Here is an 18,057-nt window from a genome sequence, read left to right on the forward strand (position 1 = left end):
TTTCCAAAGATGAGGCTTTTTATTCTTACATTTTATAATTCTTTATGAGCTTTTTCTAAAATAGATATTGTGTAATCTATTTCTTCATCTGTATTGAAATAGGAAATGCTGAGTCTTACAGTTCCTTCTGGAAAAGTGCCTATAGTTTTATGACACATAGGTGCACAATGAAGTCCAGATCTATTACTTATACCATTTGATTCTAAGTAAAATGATAGTTCTGATGTTTCAACTCCATCTAAATTAAAAGATATTGAAGTAGTTGAATTTTCTCCACTAATATCTCCATAAACTTTATACCTTTCCATTGAACTTATTGATTTAATTAATTTTTTATATAATTTTTTATTTTTGTTTTTTATATTTTCTATTCCAACGTTATTTATAAATTCTATTCCGTTAGATAGACCAACTATCCCAGGAATATTTAAAGTGCCACATTCAAATTTATCAGGCATAAAATTAGGTTGATGTATTTCATGAGATAAGCTTCCAGTACCACCTTCTAACAATGGTGTACATATTTCATTTAATTTATCATCTATGATAAATCCACCTATCCCTTGTGGTCCAAATAAACTTTTATGACCAGTAAAAGCTAATGCATTAGCTCCTATATCATAAAAATCAATAGGTACTGTTCCTGCCGATTGAGCTGTATCTATTATGAAGAATATATTATTTTTTTTGCATATTTCTCCGATTTCTTTAATTGGTTGAATAGTACCAATTACATTAGAAGCATGTGTAATTATTACTAGCTTTGTATTTTTTTTTATTAAATTTTCTATATCTTTAGGATTTATAAAACCATCGAAGCTTGCCTTAACAAAATCAACTTCAACATCAAGTTTTTCTTTACATGAAATTATAGGTCTGATTACAGAATTATGTTCTAATGATGAAGTTATTACATGATCACCTTTACGTAATATTCCTTTTATAAGGATGTTTAAAGACATAGTTATGTTATTTGTAAAAACTACATTTTCAAATTTATCATAGTTAAAAAATTTGGCTATTCTTTCTCTTGCTAAGAATATTTCTCTATTGCTTTCTAATGCATTTGAATGATTTGACCTGTTAGCATTTCCACCTATATTTACTAAGTAATTATAAATTGAATCGCTCACAACCTTAGGTTTAGGAAAGGTTGTGCTAGCATTGTCTAAATAAACTTTCATATTCTTACACCTTCTTCTATAATATTACATATATTCCATAAATAACAAAAATAATACCGATAATATACAAAACATAAGTCAATAAATTTGATGCTGTTTTATTAATATCTTTTTTTAATAATTTAAGTCCTTTTGAAGCTAGAATATTTAATACAATTAACCAGGACATGCTTCCAATAATCATAAATAATAAAGATATACAAAAAAATAAATAACCATAACTTTTCCAAACTGCTGCAACAGTTCCACTAAAAGCTATCCAAAAAGAAAAAGTTAATGGATTAATAAGTGTAATTATAAATCCAGACATGAACCCTTTTGATTTATTTGAATTTACAAATTTAGTTGAAACTTTATTAGCAGAAGTTTTATTTTTTTTTGAAAATTTAGCAAATATAATTAATACTATTCCAGAAATAATCCAAAATAAACCTTTAGAAAATTTGTTGTTATTTACCATACTAAATAATCCTAAATTTATTACTAGTAAATATGTATAATCAGCAACTAATGCACCCATAGATACTTTAAATCCACTCCAAAAGCCTTTGCTTAATGATCTGTTTACGGCCTCTAGCCCAGCAGGGCCAATAGGTATAGATGCAAAAAGTCCCGATAAAAAACCTATAAAAGGCGCTTTTATAATAGGCATCATAACAATCTCCTTCTATACATAAAGTTATGTATTTTATTATAAAACAAATATTAATACAATTCATTAAATTTGAATAAAAAGAGTATTATATTTCTTTATAAAATTTTTAAAATATATATAATATAGTTAGAATACATTTTAGAAGGAGAGAATTATGAAATATTATATAGTAGTATTTAAGAATACACATGATGCAATGGCTGGAGAAAAATATTTAAAGGAAAAGGGTTATAATTTTAGGATAATGCCAACACCTACTTTAATAACTCAAAGTTGTGGAATTTGTGTTAGATTTGAAGATGGAATAAATATTGAACAGGTAAAAAGTGAAAATTTTGAATATAAAAATGTATATTGTAAAGATGAAGATGGATATAAAGAAATGTAATTAAAACTTTAGGGAGAGTGGAGAGATGAAAAATTTTCTTTTTGATTCATCTGTTTGGACAGAAAAATTTTATAAGGTTGCTATTGAAACATTAGATTATGTAGTATCAAAAGGTATTAAAATTATTATTGTAGTATTTTTAATGTTTATATGTATAAAGATAGGAAATAGAGCAATAAAAAAATTTGTTGATAGACAAGTTAATAATCAAAATTCTAGATTATCAATTAATCCTCAAAAAGCAATTACTGTTGGTGCTGTAATGCATAGTATATTAAAATATGCAGTGTATTTTATAGGACTTGCGATAATATTATCAGATATATTTAAGGGCGTATCATTAACTGTAGCTAGTATTGGTGGTTTTGCATTAGGTTTTGGTGCACAAAGCTTAGTACAAGATATAATAAATGGATTTTTTATATTGTTTGAGGATCAATATGGAGTAGGGGATTATGTTACTATAGGAAATTTTGAGGGAATAATAGATAGTATAGGAATAAGAACAACTATATTAAAGGATTTTAATGGTGACTTGCATTTAATACCTAATGGAACAATAAAAGAAGTTACAAATCATTCAAGAAATAATATTAGGTTTATTGTCGATGTATCAATAGCTTATGAGCAAGATATTGATAATGCGCTAAGTGTAATAAGAGAAACTTGTGATAAGTTTCAAGAAAAGTATAAAGATGATGTTCCAAATCCTATTGATATATGGGGAGTAACTGCACTTGGAGCATCAGGAGTTAATATAAGAGTCGTTGGTTTTAGTAAACCAATGAAGCAATGGGCTATGGAAAGAGAGCTTAGAAAAGAAATAAAAGAAGCGTTAGATAAGGCAAAAATAGAGATTCCTTATAATAAAACAGAAATAATAGTTAAAAATGAGTAATAATAAATTTTTAAATTTATAGAATGGAGGAATATAATTGGTAGAAAATTTTAATTTAGGCGATATAGTTGAAATGAAAAAACAGCATCCTTGTGGAGAAAAAAATTTTGAAATAACAAGAATTGGTGCAGATATAAAGATAAAATGTGTCGGTTGTGGAAGAATTATCATGATACCAAGAAGTAAATTCCAAAAAGGTGCAAAAAAAATAGTTCATAAGGCAGAAAATTAACAAAAGTTCTTGAAAAAGTAAAATTATAATGATAGAATTATAAATTGTAATCCCTGCTGTGCAAAGCACAGCCGTTAGTCCGAGGGGAGGAGGTGAAAATGATGAGAAAGTACGAAACTATATTCATACAACACCCATCACTTGACGAAGAGGTAGTTAAAGCTAACATCGAAAAGTTTAAAGGTGTAATCGAAAATGGTGGAGGAACTGTAGAAAACGTTGATGTTTGGGGTAAGAGAAAGCTTGCTTACGAAATCTCAAAAGTTAGCGAAGGATACTACACATTAGTAGAATTTACAGCAAACCCAGAATTACCAAGAGAATTAGAAAGAGTATTCAGAATTACTGATGGTCTTATAAGACACATCGTAGTAAGTAAGGAAGCGTAAGAGAGGTGATATTGTAATGAACAAAGTTATACTTTTAGGTAGACTTACAAAAGATCCTGAATTAAGATTTGCAGCAGGAAGTGGTAATGCAGTTACTAGATTTTCAGTTGCAGTTACAAGACAATTCAAGAGAGATGAGGCTGACTTTATCAATTGCGTAGCATTTGGAAAGCAAGCTGAGACAATAGCACAATATCTTACAAAAGGTAGCCAAATCGCAATTACTGGAAACATCAGAACTGGTAGTTACGATGCACAAGACGGTTCAAAGAGATACACTACTGATGTAGTTGTAGAAAGCTTTGAATTTGTTGGTGGTAAGAGTGGCAACAGCGCTGGATCATTTAATAATGATTTTGGCGGAAATAATTCTGATTATTCAAAGCCAGCAAACGATCCGTTTGGTGGTTTCGATGATGACATGACTCCTGTTGATGACGGAGATATGCCATTTTAGAGATTTTCAAGGTAAGGAGGTTTAAGTGATGAGAGAAAACAACAGAAGATCTGGTAGAATGAGAAGATCTAAGAGAAAAGTTTGTGCTTTTTGTGTAGAAAAAGCTGAATCAATAGATTACAAAGATGTAGCTAAGTTAAGAAAGTATGTAACTGAAAGAGGAAAGATACTTCCAAGAAGAATTTCAGGAACATGTGCTAAGCACCAAAGACAATTAACTACTGCAATCAAGAGATCAAGAAACATAGCATTATTACCATTCACAACTGAATAGTAGTAATTAAAGAGTACTACAGAATTTGTATTTCTGTAGTACTCTTATTTTTTGCAAAAAATTATCAGCTTCTTGCATTAGTAATAGAAAAAAATTAAAATATACATACAGGGTATTTGTGGGAGGGGTATTTGTGAGAAAGAGAGATTTAAATATTATGAGAAATGTAAAAATCATAGATAATCTAAAGGCTCAATTAATAAGGGTTATAGGTGATTTTTATACATTATTAACTAGAGGTAGTAATGTAGCTGAAGAAGCTATTGTTGAATGTATAGCAGGAGCTATAATAATCTTATATGTATTAGGAGAAAAACTAGGATATTCTCTACCTGAGATAGATCATGAGATGAAAAAGAAGCTTGATTTTGGGATAAGATCAGAAGATGAAGTTGAAAAAGAAGGAAAGAGCTTGAGTAAACTTAAGGAGTATATTTCAAACAGAAGAGACTAATAATTAAATAGGAGGAGTTTTATGAATATAGATAAATTATTGAAAAAACTCATAAAGCCCGTAGGATTAATTTTATCTTCTGTAATATTCTTTTTATTAGGATATAGTCAAATTGGATTATTGATAGCAATAATATATTTTATAGATAATTTTTATCAGTTAAATAATTATTGGAAGAAGGAAGAGGATATAAATCAATTTACTAAAGAAATAAATGAAGCTGTTAAGGATACTGTAGAAAATACAATATTACCAATAGCTTTAATAGACGATAAGGGTATTATAGAATGGCATAATAATGTATTTAATGAGTTAGATGATCGAAGAAGTTTTCTAGGAGAAAATATACTTGGTATAGCAAGAGGATTAAAGTTAAGTGATATATTAGATTCTGATAAAGGATTGCATCAAAAACTAAAATTAAATAGTAAACTTTATGATGTTTATAGTAAGAAGATATTTAGAAAAGATAAACAATTATATTTAATTTATTTTAATGATATAAGTGAGCTTATAGGATTAGATGCAACAAGAGAAAGCGTAGTATTAATAGAAGTAGACAATTTTACTGAAGTTTTAGATTCAACAATTGAGTCAGATAAGCCTTTAGTTATTGCAGAAATTGATAGAGAATTAAGTAGCTATGCTCATAAACTTGAAGCTATGATAAAGAAATATCAGACTAATAAATATATACTATCAATTCAGGATAAATATATTGATGAGGAAATAAGTAATAATTTTAATATATTAGATAAAATATCTAATATAAATAAAGGAAATAAAATAGAAGTAACATTAAGTGTGGGAGTTGGAAGAGGTGGTATATCACCATTAGAAAACTATAAGTATGCTTCTATAGGAAAGGAGTTAGCTTTAGGAAGAGGCGGAGATCAAGTTGTTGTAAAGAGTCCAGATAGTGTAAAAATATTTGGAGGAAATAGCAAGGAGATAGAAAAGAGGACTAAAGTTAGAGCTAGAGTTGTTTCTCATGCATTAAAAGAACTTATATATGAAAGTAATAAGATATTTATATTAGGACATAAAAATTTTGATATGGATTGTTTAGGTGCTGCTGTAGGTATGGCAAGTGCTGTAAGACAACTTGGTAAATCATGTAATATAATATTAGATGACAGCAATAAAGATGCAGTAGAATATTATTTGAAACAATTGCAAGTAGATGGAAAGTATGCTAATCTATTTGAAACATCAGAAGAAGCTAAGAAAGAAGTAACTGATGAATCATTACTGATAATTGTAGATGTACACAATAGAAACTATGTTGATAATTTAGATCTTATAGAAAATTCAAAAAGAAAAGTTATAATAGATCATCATAGAAGAAGTGCAGATATAATAGGAGATACTTTACTAAATTATATAGAAGTTTATGCATCATCAACATGTGAAATGGTAACAGAAATTATACAATATATGATTGAAAATGTAACTTTAAATAAATTAGAAGCCGAAGGTCTTTTAGCAGGTATTTATATGGATACAAAGGGATTTGCTTTTAAAACAGGAGTAAGAACCTTTGATGCAGCATCATTTCTTAGAAAAATGGGGGCTGAAACTACAGAAGTTAAAAAGATGTTTACTGATAATTTAGAAGATTTTATACAAATAGCTGATATAATTAAATCAGCAAAGATAGAAGATAATATTGCTATATCAGTATGTCCTGCAAATGTTAAGGATACAGTAATGATTGCAAAATCAGCAGATGATTTGTTAAATATATCAGGCGTTTTAGCTAGTTTTGTTTTAGCAAATATTGATGGCCACACTTATATTAGTGCTAGATCTATTGGTGATATAAATGTTCAAATAGTTTTAGAAGCTTTAGGTGGTGGAGGTCATATGAATATGGCTGGTACTAAGATGCCAAATAAAACAATAGATGATGCCTTAATTGAATTAAATGAGGCAATTACAAAATACTTAAGGGTGGGTGAATAACATGAAAGTAATTTTATTAAAGGATGTTAAAAGTTTAGGAAAAAAAGGTGATGTTGTAAATACATCAGATGGATATGCAAGAAATTTCTTATTTCCAAAGAAGCTTGCAGAAGAAGCTACAAATAATAATTTACACATCTTAAATAATAAGAAAGAAAATGAAAGAAAGCAAAAGCTTGCAGAACTTGAAGCAGCTCAAAAATTAGCAGGAGAATTAAAAGGAAAAGAAATAAAAATAACTGCTAAAACAGGAGATAATGGTAAGTTATTTGGAGCTATAACAAGCAAAGATGTAGCTACAAAGATAAAAGAAAATTATAAAGTTGAGATTGATAAGAAAAAGATTGTTATGGAAACAATAAAGGTAGCTGGAGGATATGATATAGAAGTTAAATTATATCCAGAAGTATCAACAAAAATGAAGGTTATTATTGTTCCACAAGCTTAAGGAGGAATAGTATTTTGAAATTACGCGAGGAAATTGGTTTCCTGCAAGATATAATAAATGGTGATTTATCACAAGACTCTCAAATAAATGTTCTATTTGACATATTAAAAAATGTATTAGATGAAGGTGCTATAAGAGCTAGAACAGTAAGATTTAAACTTAAAGATTATGTTGGATCAAAGAATATAGCTGAGAGAGCATATGCATTAAATATGATAGCTTCAGATGGTGCTGGAATTGAAGTAGTACCACCAGAAGATAAAGTAGATGAAGTTATTGAAGATGCTGTTGTGTGGATTTCAGAAGAGATAGCTAAAAGATATGTTCAAAATCAAATAGAATCAAAAGTAGAGAAGGCTATAATGGAAAAGCAAGAAAAGTATATAGATGAAATGAGACTTTCCATTATTAAAAAAGAAAAGGGCAGTGAAAACCAAAAAACAAAGAAAAAATATGAAGAACTTAAAGAATTAGATGATAGAGTAACAAGTAAAAATATAATGAGCTTTTTAAGACCTGAAAAGTTAGATGAAATAGTAGGTCAAGAGAGAGCTATAAAATCATTAATATCAAAATTATCATCTCCGTATCCACAACATATAATTCTTTATGGACCACCAGGAGTTGGTAAGACTACAGCAGCTAGAATAGCACTTAATGCTGCTAAAGATTTAGAATTTACACCTTTTGATGATAAATCTAAATTTGTTGAAGTAGATGGAACAACTTTAAGATGGGATCCAAGAGAAATAACAAATCCTTTACTAGGCTCAGTACACGATCCTATATATCAAGGAAGTAAGAGGGATTTAGCGGATATTGGAGTACCTGAACCAAAGCCAGGTTTAGTAACAGAGGCTCATGGAGGAGTATTATTTATAGATGAAATAGGAGAACTTGATAATATTCTTCAAAATAAACTTTTAAAAGTATTAGAAGATAAGAGAGTTGAATTTTCATCATCATATTATGATCCAGATGATGAAAAAACTCCTAAATATATAAAATACTTATTTGAAAAGGGAGCTCCAGCGGATTTCGTTTTAATTGGTGCAACAACAAGAGAACCTGGAGAAATAAATCCTGCTCTTAGATCAAGATGTACAGAGGTTTATTTTGAGCCACTTGGAGTTAAAGATATTCAAGATATAGTAAGAAATGCTGCTAAAAAGCTTGGGGTTTCATTAGAAAAAGAGGTTCCAGAGTATATAAGCAGATTTACTATAGAGGGAAGAAAAGCTGTAAATATACTTACTGATGCTTATGGATTTGCATTATACAAGAGAAAGAATAAGCCTAAAAAGTTAAAAATAACTTTAAAAGATGTAGAGGAAGTAGTATCAATAGGAAGGTATACTCCGTTTGAAATAGTAGAAAATCATACTGAATATGAAGTTGGTCATATATATGGTTTAGGAGTAAGTGGATTTATAGGTTCAACACTAGAAATAGAAGCATCAGTTTTTGAAGCAAAGAAAAAGGGTGCAGGAACTGTAAGATTTAATGAGACTGCAGGAAGTATGGCTAAAGATTCAGTATATAATGCAGCTTCAGTAATAAGAAAACTTACTGATAAAGACATAAAAGATTATGATATTCATGTCAATGTAGTTGGTGGAGGAAAAATAGATGGTCCATCAGCAGGTGCAGCAATAACAGTTTGTATAATAAGTGCTTTATTAAATAAACCTTTAAGACAAGATGTTGCTATTACCGGGGAAATATCATTAAGAGGAAAGGTTAAGCCTGTTGGAGGAATATTTGAAAAAATATATGGTGCAAGAAGAAAAGGAATAAAATTAGCTATTGTGCCAGAAGATAATAAAAATGATGTTCCACAAGGATTAACTGATATAGAAGTTAAAACTGCAAAAACTATTGAAGATGTAATGAATTTAGTTTTTGAATAATAAAGTAAAGAAGATTTTAATCTTCTTTACTTTATTTTATTATTTTTATTATATAGATTATATGATAAAATTAAAATTTGGAAGGAGGTATAAGCATGGAAACAACAGTTAATAAAACATTGCCACAAAGTATAGAAGCGGAACAATCAGTAATTGGTTCTATGATTATTGATAGAAGTGCAATAGCTCAGGCTGCTGAAGGACTAGAAGAAAATGATTTTTATAGAGACAGTCATAAAGTTTTATTTAAAAGCATACTTGATATGTTTAAAAAGGATATGGCTGTAGATTTAGTTACTGTACTTGAGGAGTTAAAAGCTAACGATATGTTAGAAAGAGCTGGCGGTGTTACATATGTAACAGAAATAACATCATCTGTACCAACTACAGCTAACCTTTCTTCTTATATAAAGATAGTTCAAGAAAAATCAACGCTTAGAAAGCTTATAAAAGCTTCAACTTCTATTATTGAAGAAAGTTATAATAAACAAGGAGAAGTTGAAGATGTATTAGATGCAGCAGAAAAAAGAATATTTGATATAGCAGAAAAAAGAACTACAAGTGATTTTGAACCTTTAAATCAAGTTCTTGAAAGAGGATTTATTGAAATAGAGAGATTATTTAATAATAAGGGTGAAATAACAGGAGTAGGATCTGGATTTGTAGATTTGGATGCGAAAACTTCAGGATTCCAAAAAGGTGATATGGTTCTTATAGCTGCAAGACCATCAATGGGTAAAACAACATTTGCACTAAATATTGCAGAATATGCAGCACTTAGAGAAGGTAAAAGTGTAGTTATATTTTCTTTAGAAATGTCTAAAGAACAATTGGCATATAAGCTTTTATGTTCAGAAGCAAATGTTGATATGTTAAAGCTTAGAACAGGTGCTTTAGATGATAAAGATTGGGAGAACATAGCAAGAGCTACAGGACCATTGTCTAAAGCAAAGATATATATAGATGATACCGCAGGGGTTTCGGTAATGGAAATGAGATCAAAGTGTAGAAGATTAAAGATAGAGTATGGTATAGATTTAATTCTTATAGATTATCTTCAACTTATGTCAGGATCTTCATCAGAGAGTAGACAACAAGAAGTATCAGAAATATCTAGATCTATAAAAGCATTAGCAAAGGAAATGGAATGTCCAGTTATAGCATTATCTCAGTTATCTCGTGCACCAGAACAAAGAGCAGATCATAGACCGATGCTATCTGACCTTAGAGAATCTGGTTCAATAGAACAAGATGCTGACCTTGTTATGTTTTTATATAGGGATGAATATTATAATAAGGAAACTGAAGATAAAAATGTAGGGGAATGTATAATAGCAAAGCAAAGAAATGGTCCTGTTGGAACTGTTAAATTAGCTTGGCTTGGTCAATTTAGTAAATTTGGAAATTTAGATACTATACATACAGAATAATTATTTACAACTACTATGAAAAGCTCACCGTATCAGGTGAGTTTTCTTTATAATAAATTAAAATTGGAGGATTGATTATGAGTAAAAAAATAGGATTTATAGGTTGTGGTAACATGGGAAGCTCAATGCTTGGAGGATTAATAAGCAAAGGATTTTCTAATAATGAAGATATTATAGTTTCAACTAGAAGTGAAGAATCAAAAGAAAGATTAGAGAAGCAATATAGAGTTAATGCAACAGTACATAATGAAGAAGTTGTTGAATTTGCTGATGTATTAATTCTTGCAGTAAAACCTTATATGTATAAAGATGTTATTAGTAAAATAAAAGAACATATAACTAAAGACAAAATAATAATAAGTATTGCAGCTGGAATAGATTTAGAAGATTTACATGAAATGATAGGAGAAGATTATAAAATAATAAAAACTATGCCAAACACACCTGCTTTAGTAGGAGAAGGAATGTCTGCTATATGCCCTAATTCAAATATTAATGATGAAGAATTAGAATATGTTTGTAATATGTTTAATTCATTTGGTAAATATGAAATACTTTCAGAAGAGGATTTTCATGGATTTATAGCACTTTGTGGATCATCACCAGCATATGTATTTATGTTTATAGAGGCTATGGCTGATGAAGCTGTAAAACTTGGTATTCCAAGAAGTAAGGCATACAAAATGGCAGCTCAAAGTGTACTAGGTTCAGCAAAGATGGTATTAGAAACAGGTAAACACCCTGGAGAATTAAAGGATATGGTATGTTCACCAAAAGGTACAACTATAGAAGCAGTATGTGAACTTGAAAAGCTTGGTTTTAGAAATTCTATAATAGGAGCTATGGATAAATGCGCAGATAAATCAAAAAATATGTAATAAATTTATTTTTATATGTTGACAAAGTAAAAAATAGAATATATACTATAGTTAGTGATAATCAATATCAATTAGAAAGCGTAAGAATTTTGAATTGGTTATATACTGGACACACAGAACACACATAAAAAAACATTAACGCGAAAAACTCCTCTTAATTATTAAGTTAAGAGAAAAAAACCTTAGATTCCACAGGTCTAAGGTTTTTTTCTGTTATTTTTAATTCTATACGAATTATTTATTAAATTTATAGAAAAATATTCGATAATATGTTGATTTACAACTTCCAGTTTGTTACTATATTCATGGAGATTATAAAAATCTCAATAATTTATATTAATTTATTTAATTAATGTAAATAATAAAGTTAGTGAATAATAGGTCTAAGAAGACTTATAATCCAAAGGAGGCAAATAATATGTCAGCATTTATAGTAGTAGGAGCCCAATGGGGAGATGAAGGAAAAGGTAAAATGACAGATTACCTTGCAGAAGAGGCAGATGTTGTCGTTAGATTCCAAGGAGGAAATAATGCAGGTCATACTGTAGTTGTTGGAGATAAAGAATATAAGCTTCACTTAATACCTTCAGGAATACTATATGATGATAAGGTTAATGTTATTGGAAATGGTGTAGTTGTTGATCCAAAGGCATTATTTGAAGAAATAGAATATTTAGAAGGTGTTGGAGTTAAGGTAACACCAGAAAAATTAATGATAAGTGATAGAGCACAACTTATAATGCCATATCACAAAGTATTAGATAGATTAAAAGAAAAAGCTAGAGGAAAAAATGATATCGGAACAACAGGAAAAGGTATCGGACCATGTTATACAGATAAATATGAAAGATCAGGAATAAGAGTTTGTGATCTTATGCATGAGAATGTATTTGAAGAAAAATTAAGAGAAAATGTAGAAGCTAAAAATGCATACATAACAAAAGTTTTAGGTGGAGAACCTTTAAGCTTTGAAGAAATATTCAATGAATATAAAGAGCTTGCTAAAAAGTTAAGACCATTTGTAAAAGATACATCAGTTCAAGTTTATGATTCAATCAAGGCTAACAAAGATGTATTATTTGAAGGTGCTCAAGGTATGCTTCTTGATATTGACTATGGAACATATCCATATGTAACATCATCAAATACAACTGCTGGTGGTGTAGCTAGTGGTTCAGGAATAGGACCAAATATGATAACTAATTCAGTTGGTATAGCTAAGGCTTATACAACAAGAGTTGGTAAAGGACCATTTCCAACAGAATTAAATGATGAAATTGGTGATTGGATAAGAGAAAAAGGACATGAATATGGAGTTACTACTGGTAGATCAAGAAGATGTGGATGGTTAGATTTAGTTATACTTAAAACATCAGTTAGAGTAAGTGGATTAACTTCACTTGCAGTAACAAAAATAGATACATTAGCAGGACTTGATAAAATAAAGGTTTGTACAGGATATAAGTTTAATGGAGAAGTTATTGATTACTTCCCAGCTAGCTTAGAAGATCTTGCAAATTGTGAGCCAGTATATGAAGAGTTCGATGGATGGGATGATAGTGTTGCAGATGCAAGAAGCTACGAAGAACTTCCAGAGAATGCTAAGAAGTATATTGAAAGAATAGAGGAATTTACAGATACAAGAGTATCTATAGTTTCAGTTGGTCCAAAGAGAGACCAAACAATGAGAGTTAAAGAAATTTAATTCCGACTGAAGAACTTGACTTTAATAAATGTATAAAATATAATTTTTTATAGATGATATTTATGTACTAAAATTATTAAAGAGGTGAATTTATGATAACTAAAGATATGACAATCGGTGAAATAATAAAAAAGGACCCAACAAGAGCAGAAGTTTTAATGGCGTTTGGAATGGGTTGTGTTGGATGTCCATCAGCACAAGCTGAAACTTTAGAAGAAGCAGCTGAAGTTCATGGATTAAACTTAGAAGCTTTATTAGAAGCTTTAAATAATAAAGTAGAATATTAATAAATTTAGCAGATAGCCTAGGCTATCTGCTTTTTACTTTACATATATGTTTTTGTTAGAAGTTTGTAAAAAATAGTTTTAACATGTTATTAGTTAATATTATATTTGCAAACTTAATATAATTAATAATTTGTAAAAACTAAATTAATAAGTACATGGAAGATAGAAAGTTTAATTAATTTAATGTAGGATTATAATAAATAATACTTTGAGGTGTGAGAATAATGACTAATAAATGTATTAAAGAATATACAAAACAATATGAAGTAATGTATAGAGATTCAGATTATAAATTAAGATGTAAACTTGCATCTATGGTAGATTTTTTCTGTGATATTGGTAATATTCATGCAGAAGCAGTAGGAGATTCAATAGATTTTCAATTATCACATGGATGTACTTGGGTATTTTATAAATATGATATAAATATTTATAAATATCCAAAATATAGACAGAAAATAAATGTAACAACAGTTCCATTAGGATTTAAGAAGTTTTATGCATTTAGAAAATATTTAATAAAAAATGAAGATGGAGAACTTTTAGCAGAGGCGACAGCACTATTTTTCTTAATAAATATAGAAAAGAGAAGACCCGCTAGAATACTTAAAGAGCAATATAAATTTTATGGTGAATTAGGAGATATGGAAAAAGCCATAGATATGGGAAAAATAAGAAGAATAGATAAAGAAGATCATTATAAAGAATTTCAAATAAGGTATAGTGATATAGATTCTAATACTCATGTTAATAATGTAAAATACATTGAATGGGCTATAGAATCAGTTCCAATAGATGTGGTTAAGGATTATGAAATAGATAAATTAAAAGTAGTATTTGAAAAAGAAACAACTTATGGAAATAGAATTCATGTATCAGCAGAAGTTATAAAAGAAAATAATGAATTAATAACACTTCATAAAATTATGGATAAAGATGGTCAAGAACTTACGTTATTAGAAGCTCATTGGAGAAAATCAATATAAAATTTTAAAAATAGACTGCTTTTGCAGTCTATTTTTTTGCAATTGAATTAACTACTAAAAATGCTGAACTCCATGCCCATTGAAGATTAAAACCACCACAATCACCATCTACATCTAAGATTTCACCTGCAAAGTATAGATTTTCAACTAACTTAGATTCTAAGGTTTTTGGATTAACTTCTTTAGTATTTACACCACCTACTGTTACCTGTGCATTTTGGAATTCTTTAGTTCCTATACATTTAAATGACCAATTTTTAAGTCTTTCAATTAAAGTATTTTGATAACTCCAATCCATATCACAACAAGGAATATGAATATCGATAATTCCTATATCTTTAAGTAAAATAGGTATAAGTTTTTTATTAACTACTCCAATTAAAGAATCAGATATACTTCTATGAGAGAACATAGCAAGGTGTCCATATATAAAATTACTAACATCATCTAAAGATTTTTCAGGCATCATATCTAAGTTTATCCACACATCGTTATGTTTTTTTAATTCACGAGAAACTGTGGATGAAATTTGAAGTATTGGTGGACCAGAAATTCCGTAATCTGTGAATAATATTTCTCCGAATTCTTCTCTAATAATTTTATTGTTAGATATTAAAGATACTTTACCTTCAAATTTTATTCCTGACAATCCTTTAAGTCGAGGATAATCAAGTTTTAATTGTACTATGCCAGGCATTGTAGGAGTTATTGAGTGTCCTAGGATTTCAGATAGTTTATGCCCTGATCCATCTGAACCAGTTTTAACAGCAGATTTTCCACCACAGCAAAGTAAAAGTTTTGAACAATTAAAATTAGGAAATTCATCATTACTTGTGGATAATTTAAAAGTTTTTTTCTTGTGGATAGTTTTAACTTTACAATTTGTGTATACAGGTATGTTTCTATCTTCAAGAGCTAACCTAAAAATATCTACAACTGAAGATGCTTGTAAGGATTGTGGATAAAGTTTGCTATTTTCAATTTGAACGATTGGAAGTCCTATAGATAAAAAGAAATTTTTAGTATCTTCTATAGAAAAACTATTTAATGCATCAATAAAGAAATTATCATTTGAACTATGATAATTTTTAAATGGATAACATATAGAAGAATTTGAAATATTACATCTACCATTTCCAGTAGTTAAAATTTTCTTACCAACTCTATCATTTCCTTCAACTATAGCAACATCTAAACCAAGATCTTTAGCTAGTATTGCAGACATAAGTCCTGAAGCACCACCGCCAACAATTATTAAATCGTGATATATCATTTTAAAACGCTCCTTAATAAATCTTTTAAATAATTCTACCATAGTAATAATTTTGATTAAAGAATGGAATATTAAAAATAGAGGTGTGTATTATGAAAGTTATTGTAAAAGATAAGTATTCAGAGGATTATAATAAGCAATTTAGTGTAAGAAGAATAAATTATGATAAAGTTTTAGTATTATATCCAAATACTGAAGGAATTAAAGAATTTTATAATAAAGATGTAGAAATATTAACTGAAAATAAAATAGATGAATTTTTATTTTCTAATAAGGAACTTTTAAAAATAAGACTTCAAAGGGGAATTTCAGTATTTTTATATAAAGCTTTATTAGATGGAATAGAAATTGAGTGTAAGGAAAAATTAGATGAACTAATAATATTATTAGATACTTATTCAATAAATAAACGTAATGTTTGGGAAAAAAACTTACTCATGCTAGTTAATAATAAATTTCCTATAAAAGTTGAAGCAATTGGGAAAAAATTTAGTAGAAAAGATTATAGTTTAAAGATTAGGACTATAGAAAAAGCTGAATTTAAAGAATTATGTAATAGAGAAATTAGTAAAATAAAGAAAGAAGTTGATGAAAGAGAAAAATTAATATCAAAATATACTTTAGCTATGGAAAACCTTGAAAATCCGGGTGTTTTAAAGAATAAACCAAATAATAAAAAAGAATTTAAATTGCTAGAATAATGAATTATTAAATATAAAAAATAAAAAAAATAAAAAATTATTTAAAAAAGTGTTGACACTTAAATTGATTTTATGTAATATAGTCTATGTGATTAGCGCCAAGTAACGAATAAGCGCAGATTATAAAAAGTTTTAACATGGCTCCTTGGTCAAGCGGTTAAGACACCACCCTTTCACGGTGGTAACAGGGGTTCGATTCCCCTAGGAGTCACCATTTTTATGTGGGCGCATAGCTCAGCTGGGAGAGCACCTGCCTTACAAGCAGGGGGTCACAGGTTCGATCCCTGTTGTGCCCACCACATAATTTTTAATGCGGCTCAGTAGCTCAGCTGGTTAGAGTGCTGGCCTGTCACGCCAGAGGTCGAGGGTTCGAACCCCTTCTGAGTCGCCATTTTTAAAATTAATAATTTTTATAATATGCTGATGTGGCTCAATTGGCAGAGCAGCTGACTTGTAATCAGCAGGTTATCGGTTCAAGTCCGATCATCAGCTCCAATTTAATATGGCTCCTTGGTCAAGCGGTTAAGACACCACCCTTTCACGGTGGTAACAGGGGTTCGATTCCCCTAGGAGTCACCATTTTTATGTGGGCGCATAGCTCAGCTGGGAGAGCACCTGCCTTACAAGCAGGGGGTCACAGGTTCGATCCCTGTTGTGCCCACCACATAATTTTTAATGCGGCTCAGTAGCTCAGCTGGTTAGAGTGCTGGCCTGTCACGCCAGAGGTCGAGGGTTCGAACCCCTTCTGAGTCGCCATTTTTAAAATTAATAATTTTTTATAATATGCTGATGTGGCTCAATTGGCAGAGCAGCTGACTTGTAATCAGCAGGTTATCGGTTCAAGTCCGATCATCAGCTCCAATTTAATATGGCTCCTTGGTCAAGCGGTTAAGACACCACCCTTTCACGGTGGTAACAGGGGTTCGATTCCCCTAGGAGTCACCATTTTTATGTGGGCGCATAGCTCAGCTGGGAGAGCACCTGCCTTACAAGCAGGGGGTCACAGGTTCGATCCCTGTTGTGCCCACCACATAATTTTAATGCGGCTCAGTAGCTCAGCTGGTTAGAGTGCTGGCCTGTCACGCCAGAGGTCGAGGGTTCGAACCCCTTCTGAGTCGCCACTTTAAAATTATTATTTGAAAAATTATTTTTTAAAATTTAATATGGCTCCTTGGTCAAGCGGTTAAGACACCACCCTTTCACGGTGGTAACAGGGGTTCGATTCCCCTAGGAGTCACCATTTCTTTTTTTTTATACAAAAATGGGCGCATAGCTCAGCCGGGAGAGCACCTGCCTTACAAGCAGGGGGTCACAGGTTCGATCCCTGTTGTGCCCACCACATAATTTTAATGCGGCTCAGTAGCTCAGCTGGTTAGAGTGCTGGCCTGTCACGCCAGAGGTCGAGGGTTCGAACCCCTTCTGAGTCGCCAAAGTTAGAAGTAAGATTTTATCTTACTTCTTTTTTTTATTTTTTTATTCTTTATATTATCAATCACGACATATAATTATTTTCATAATCTATTAATAAGAAATTATAAAAATT

Annotated in this window: 19 protein-coding genes and 14 tRNA genes; 30 read left to right on the top strand and 3 right to left on the bottom strand. The window is 30.0% G+C overall.

The genetic code is table 11. The features are described 5' to 3' along the window. Positions 1 to 32: 32 nt before the first annotated feature. Both AC4FQW_RS12700 and AC4FQW_RS12705 read right to left on the bottom strand, forming a co-directional pair. Positions 33 to 1,184: an aminotransferase class V-fold PLP-dependent enzyme gene (locus tag AC4FQW_RS12700; RefSeq protein WP_303129416.1), complete on the bottom strand. Its 1,152-nt coding sequence runs from the start codon at positions 1,182 to 1,184 to the stop codon at positions 33 to 35. A gap of 16 nt (positions 1,185 to 1,200) precedes the next feature. Beyond that, positions 1,201 to 1,839, bottom strand: a complete 639-nt coding sequence (locus AC4FQW_RS12705; protein ID WP_303129417.1) for a LysE family translocator — start codon at positions 1,837 to 1,839, stop codon at positions 1,201 to 1,203. A gap of 154 nt (positions 1,840 to 1,993) precedes the next feature. Between AC4FQW_RS12705 and AC4FQW_RS12710 the strand changes: the two genes are divergently transcribed. The 15 genes from AC4FQW_RS12710 to AC4FQW_RS12780 all read left to right on the top strand — a co-directional run bounded on the left by AC4FQW_RS12710 (position 1,994) and on the right by AC4FQW_RS12780 (position 14,540). Beyond that, positions 1,994 to 2,227: a putative Se/S carrier protein gene (locus tag AC4FQW_RS12710; RefSeq protein ID WP_303129418.1), complete on the top strand. Its 234-nt coding sequence runs from the start codon at positions 1,994 to 1,996 to the stop codon at positions 2,225 to 2,227. A 25-nt stretch (positions 2,228 to 2,252) separates the two neighbouring features. After that, complete coding sequence (locus tag AC4FQW_RS12715) at positions 2,253 to 3,125, top strand: mechanosensitive ion channel family protein (RefSeq protein WP_303129419.1); 873 nt, start codon at positions 2,253 to 2,255, stop codon at positions 3,123 to 3,125. Positions 3,126 to 3,162: 37 nt separating this feature from the next. Continuing rightward, positions 3,163 to 3,357 (top strand): DUF951 domain-containing protein, encoded by a 195-nt coding sequence (locus AC4FQW_RS12720; protein ID WP_303129420.1) that lies wholly within the window; start codon positions 3,163 to 3,165, stop codon positions 3,355 to 3,357. A gap of 101 nt (positions 3,358 to 3,458) precedes the next feature. Further along, positions 3,459 to 3,746, top strand: a complete 288-nt coding sequence (gene rpsF, locus AC4FQW_RS12725; RefSeq protein WP_024614036.1) for a 30S ribosomal protein S6 — start codon at positions 3,459 to 3,461, stop codon at positions 3,744 to 3,746. 16 nt (positions 3,747 to 3,762) lie between these two features. After that, positions 3,763 to 4,203 carry a single-stranded DNA-binding protein gene (locus AC4FQW_RS12730; RefSeq protein WP_491149449.1) on the top strand — a complete coding sequence of 147 codons (441 nt, stop codon included), beginning with the start codon at positions 3,763 to 3,765 and terminating at the stop codon, positions 4,201 to 4,203. A 28-nt stretch (positions 4,204 to 4,231) separates the two neighbouring features. Next, complete coding sequence (gene rpsR / locus AC4FQW_RS12735; protein ID WP_024614038.1) at positions 4,232 to 4,477, top strand: 30S ribosomal protein S18; 246 nt, start codon at positions 4,232 to 4,234, stop codon at positions 4,475 to 4,477. Positions 4,478 to 4,610: 133 nt separating this feature from the next. Continuing rightward, positions 4,611 to 4,931 carry a MazG-like family protein gene (locus tag AC4FQW_RS12740; RefSeq protein ID WP_303129422.1) on the top strand — a complete coding sequence of 107 codons (321 nt, stop codon included), beginning with the start codon at positions 4,611 to 4,613 and terminating at the stop codon, positions 4,929 to 4,931. A gap of 21 nt (positions 4,932 to 4,952) precedes the next feature. After that, positions 4,953 to 6,896, top strand: a complete 1,944-nt coding sequence (locus tag AC4FQW_RS12745) for a DHH family phosphoesterase (RefSeq protein ID WP_303129423.1) — start codon at positions 4,953 to 4,955, stop codon at positions 6,894 to 6,896. Between the two features lies 1 nt (position 6,897). Beyond that, positions 6,898 to 7,344, top strand: coding sequence for a 50S ribosomal protein L9 (gene rplI, locus AC4FQW_RS12750; RefSeq protein WP_303129424.1), 447 nt, complete (start codon positions 6,898 to 6,900; stop codon positions 7,342 to 7,344). Positions 7,345 to 7,358: 14 nt separating this feature from the next. Then, a complete protein-coding gene (gene lonC, locus AC4FQW_RS12755; RefSeq protein ID WP_491149452.1) occupies positions 7,359 to 9,254 on the top strand; it encodes a Lon family ATP-dependent protease in 1,896 nt (631 codons plus the stop codon). Positions 9,255 to 9,349: 95 nt separating this feature from the next. Further along, positions 9,350 to 10,684, top strand: a complete 1,335-nt coding sequence (locus tag AC4FQW_RS12760) for a replicative DNA helicase (RefSeq protein WP_303129426.1) — start codon at positions 9,350 to 9,352, stop codon at positions 10,682 to 10,684. A 77-nt stretch (positions 10,685 to 10,761) separates the two neighbouring features. Further along, complete coding sequence (gene proC, locus AC4FQW_RS12765) at positions 10,762 to 11,562, top strand: pyrroline-5-carboxylate reductase (RefSeq protein ID WP_303129427.1); 801 nt, start codon at positions 10,762 to 10,764, stop codon at positions 11,560 to 11,562. A gap of 418 nt (positions 11,563 to 11,980) precedes the next feature. Next, positions 11,981 to 13,267 (top strand): adenylosuccinate synthase, encoded by a 1,287-nt coding sequence (locus AC4FQW_RS12770; RefSeq protein WP_303129428.1) that lies wholly within the window; start codon positions 11,981 to 11,983, stop codon positions 13,265 to 13,267. A 92-nt stretch (positions 13,268 to 13,359) separates the two neighbouring features. Then, positions 13,360 to 13,554 carry a DUF1858 domain-containing protein gene (locus AC4FQW_RS12775; protein ID WP_303129429.1) on the top strand — a complete coding sequence of 65 codons (195 nt, stop codon included), beginning with the start codon at positions 13,360 to 13,362 and terminating at the stop codon, positions 13,552 to 13,554. A 224-nt stretch (positions 13,555 to 13,778) separates the two neighbouring features. After that, positions 13,779 to 14,540 carry an acyl-[acyl-carrier-protein] thioesterase gene (locus AC4FQW_RS12780; RefSeq protein WP_303129430.1) on the top strand — a complete coding sequence of 254 codons (762 nt, stop codon included), beginning with the start codon at positions 13,779 to 13,781 and terminating at the stop codon, positions 14,538 to 14,540. Positions 14,541 to 14,568: 28 nt separating this feature from the next. Here the strand turns inward: AC4FQW_RS12780 and AC4FQW_RS12785 are convergent, their stop codons facing one another. Further along, positions 14,569 to 15,813 carry a BaiN/RdsA family NAD(P)/FAD-dependent oxidoreductase gene (locus tag AC4FQW_RS12785; protein WP_491149455.1) on the bottom strand — a complete coding sequence of 415 codons (1,245 nt, stop codon included), beginning with the start codon at positions 15,811 to 15,813 and terminating at the stop codon, positions 14,569 to 14,571. Between the two features lie 92 nt (positions 15,814 to 15,905). Here AC4FQW_RS12785 and AC4FQW_RS12790 point away from each other — a divergent pair, with 92 nt between their 5' ends. The 15 genes from AC4FQW_RS12790 to AC4FQW_RS12860 all read left to right on the top strand — a co-directional run bounded on the left by AC4FQW_RS12790 (position 15,906) and on the right by AC4FQW_RS12860 (position 17,944). Then, on the top strand, positions 15,906 to 16,514 hold the full coding sequence (locus AC4FQW_RS12790) for a hypothetical protein (protein WP_491149457.1): 609 nt from the start codon (positions 15,906 to 15,908) through the stop codon (positions 16,512 to 16,514). A gap of 139 nt (positions 16,515 to 16,653) precedes the next feature. Then, positions 16,654 to 16,728: transfer RNA gene (locus tag AC4FQW_RS12795), tRNA-Glu, on the top strand. 9 nt (positions 16,729 to 16,737) lie between these two features. Beyond that, a tRNA-Val gene (locus tag AC4FQW_RS12800) sits at positions 16,738 to 16,813 on the top strand. Between the two features lie 15 nt (positions 16,814 to 16,828). After that, positions 16,829 to 16,905, top strand: a tRNA-Asp gene (locus AC4FQW_RS12805). Between the two features lie 28 nt (positions 16,906 to 16,933). Continuing rightward, positions 16,934 to 17,009 (top strand) — tRNA-Thr (locus AC4FQW_RS12810). Positions 17,010 to 17,018: 9 nt separating this feature from the next. After that, positions 17,019 to 17,093, top strand: a tRNA-Glu gene (locus tag AC4FQW_RS12815). Between the two features lie 9 nt (positions 17,094 to 17,102). Continuing rightward, positions 17,103 to 17,178: transfer RNA gene (locus AC4FQW_RS12820), tRNA-Val, on the top strand. A 15-nt stretch (positions 17,179 to 17,193) separates the two neighbouring features. Continuing rightward, positions 17,194 to 17,270: transfer RNA gene (locus tag AC4FQW_RS12825), tRNA-Asp, on the top strand. 29 nt (positions 17,271 to 17,299) lie between these two features. Continuing rightward, a tRNA-Thr gene (locus AC4FQW_RS12830) sits at positions 17,300 to 17,375 on the top strand. A 9-nt stretch (positions 17,376 to 17,384) separates the two neighbouring features. After that, positions 17,385 to 17,459 (top strand) — tRNA-Glu (locus AC4FQW_RS12835). A 9-nt stretch (positions 17,460 to 17,468) separates the two neighbouring features. Then, positions 17,469 to 17,544, top strand: a tRNA-Val gene (locus AC4FQW_RS12840). A gap of 14 nt (positions 17,545 to 17,558) precedes the next feature. Beyond that, a tRNA-Asp gene (locus AC4FQW_RS12845) sits at positions 17,559 to 17,635 on the top strand. A 44-nt stretch (positions 17,636 to 17,679) separates the two neighbouring features. Beyond that, positions 17,680 to 17,754 (top strand) — tRNA-Glu (locus tag AC4FQW_RS12850). A 23-nt stretch (positions 17,755 to 17,777) separates the two neighbouring features. After that, positions 17,778 to 17,853 (top strand) — tRNA-Val (locus tag AC4FQW_RS12855). Between the two features lie 14 nt (positions 17,854 to 17,867). Then, a tRNA-Asp gene (locus AC4FQW_RS12860) sits at positions 17,868 to 17,944 on the top strand. Positions 17,945 to 18,057 lie beyond the last annotated feature (113 nt).

This window comes from Clostridium sp. TJA085 (assembly GCF_058310235.1).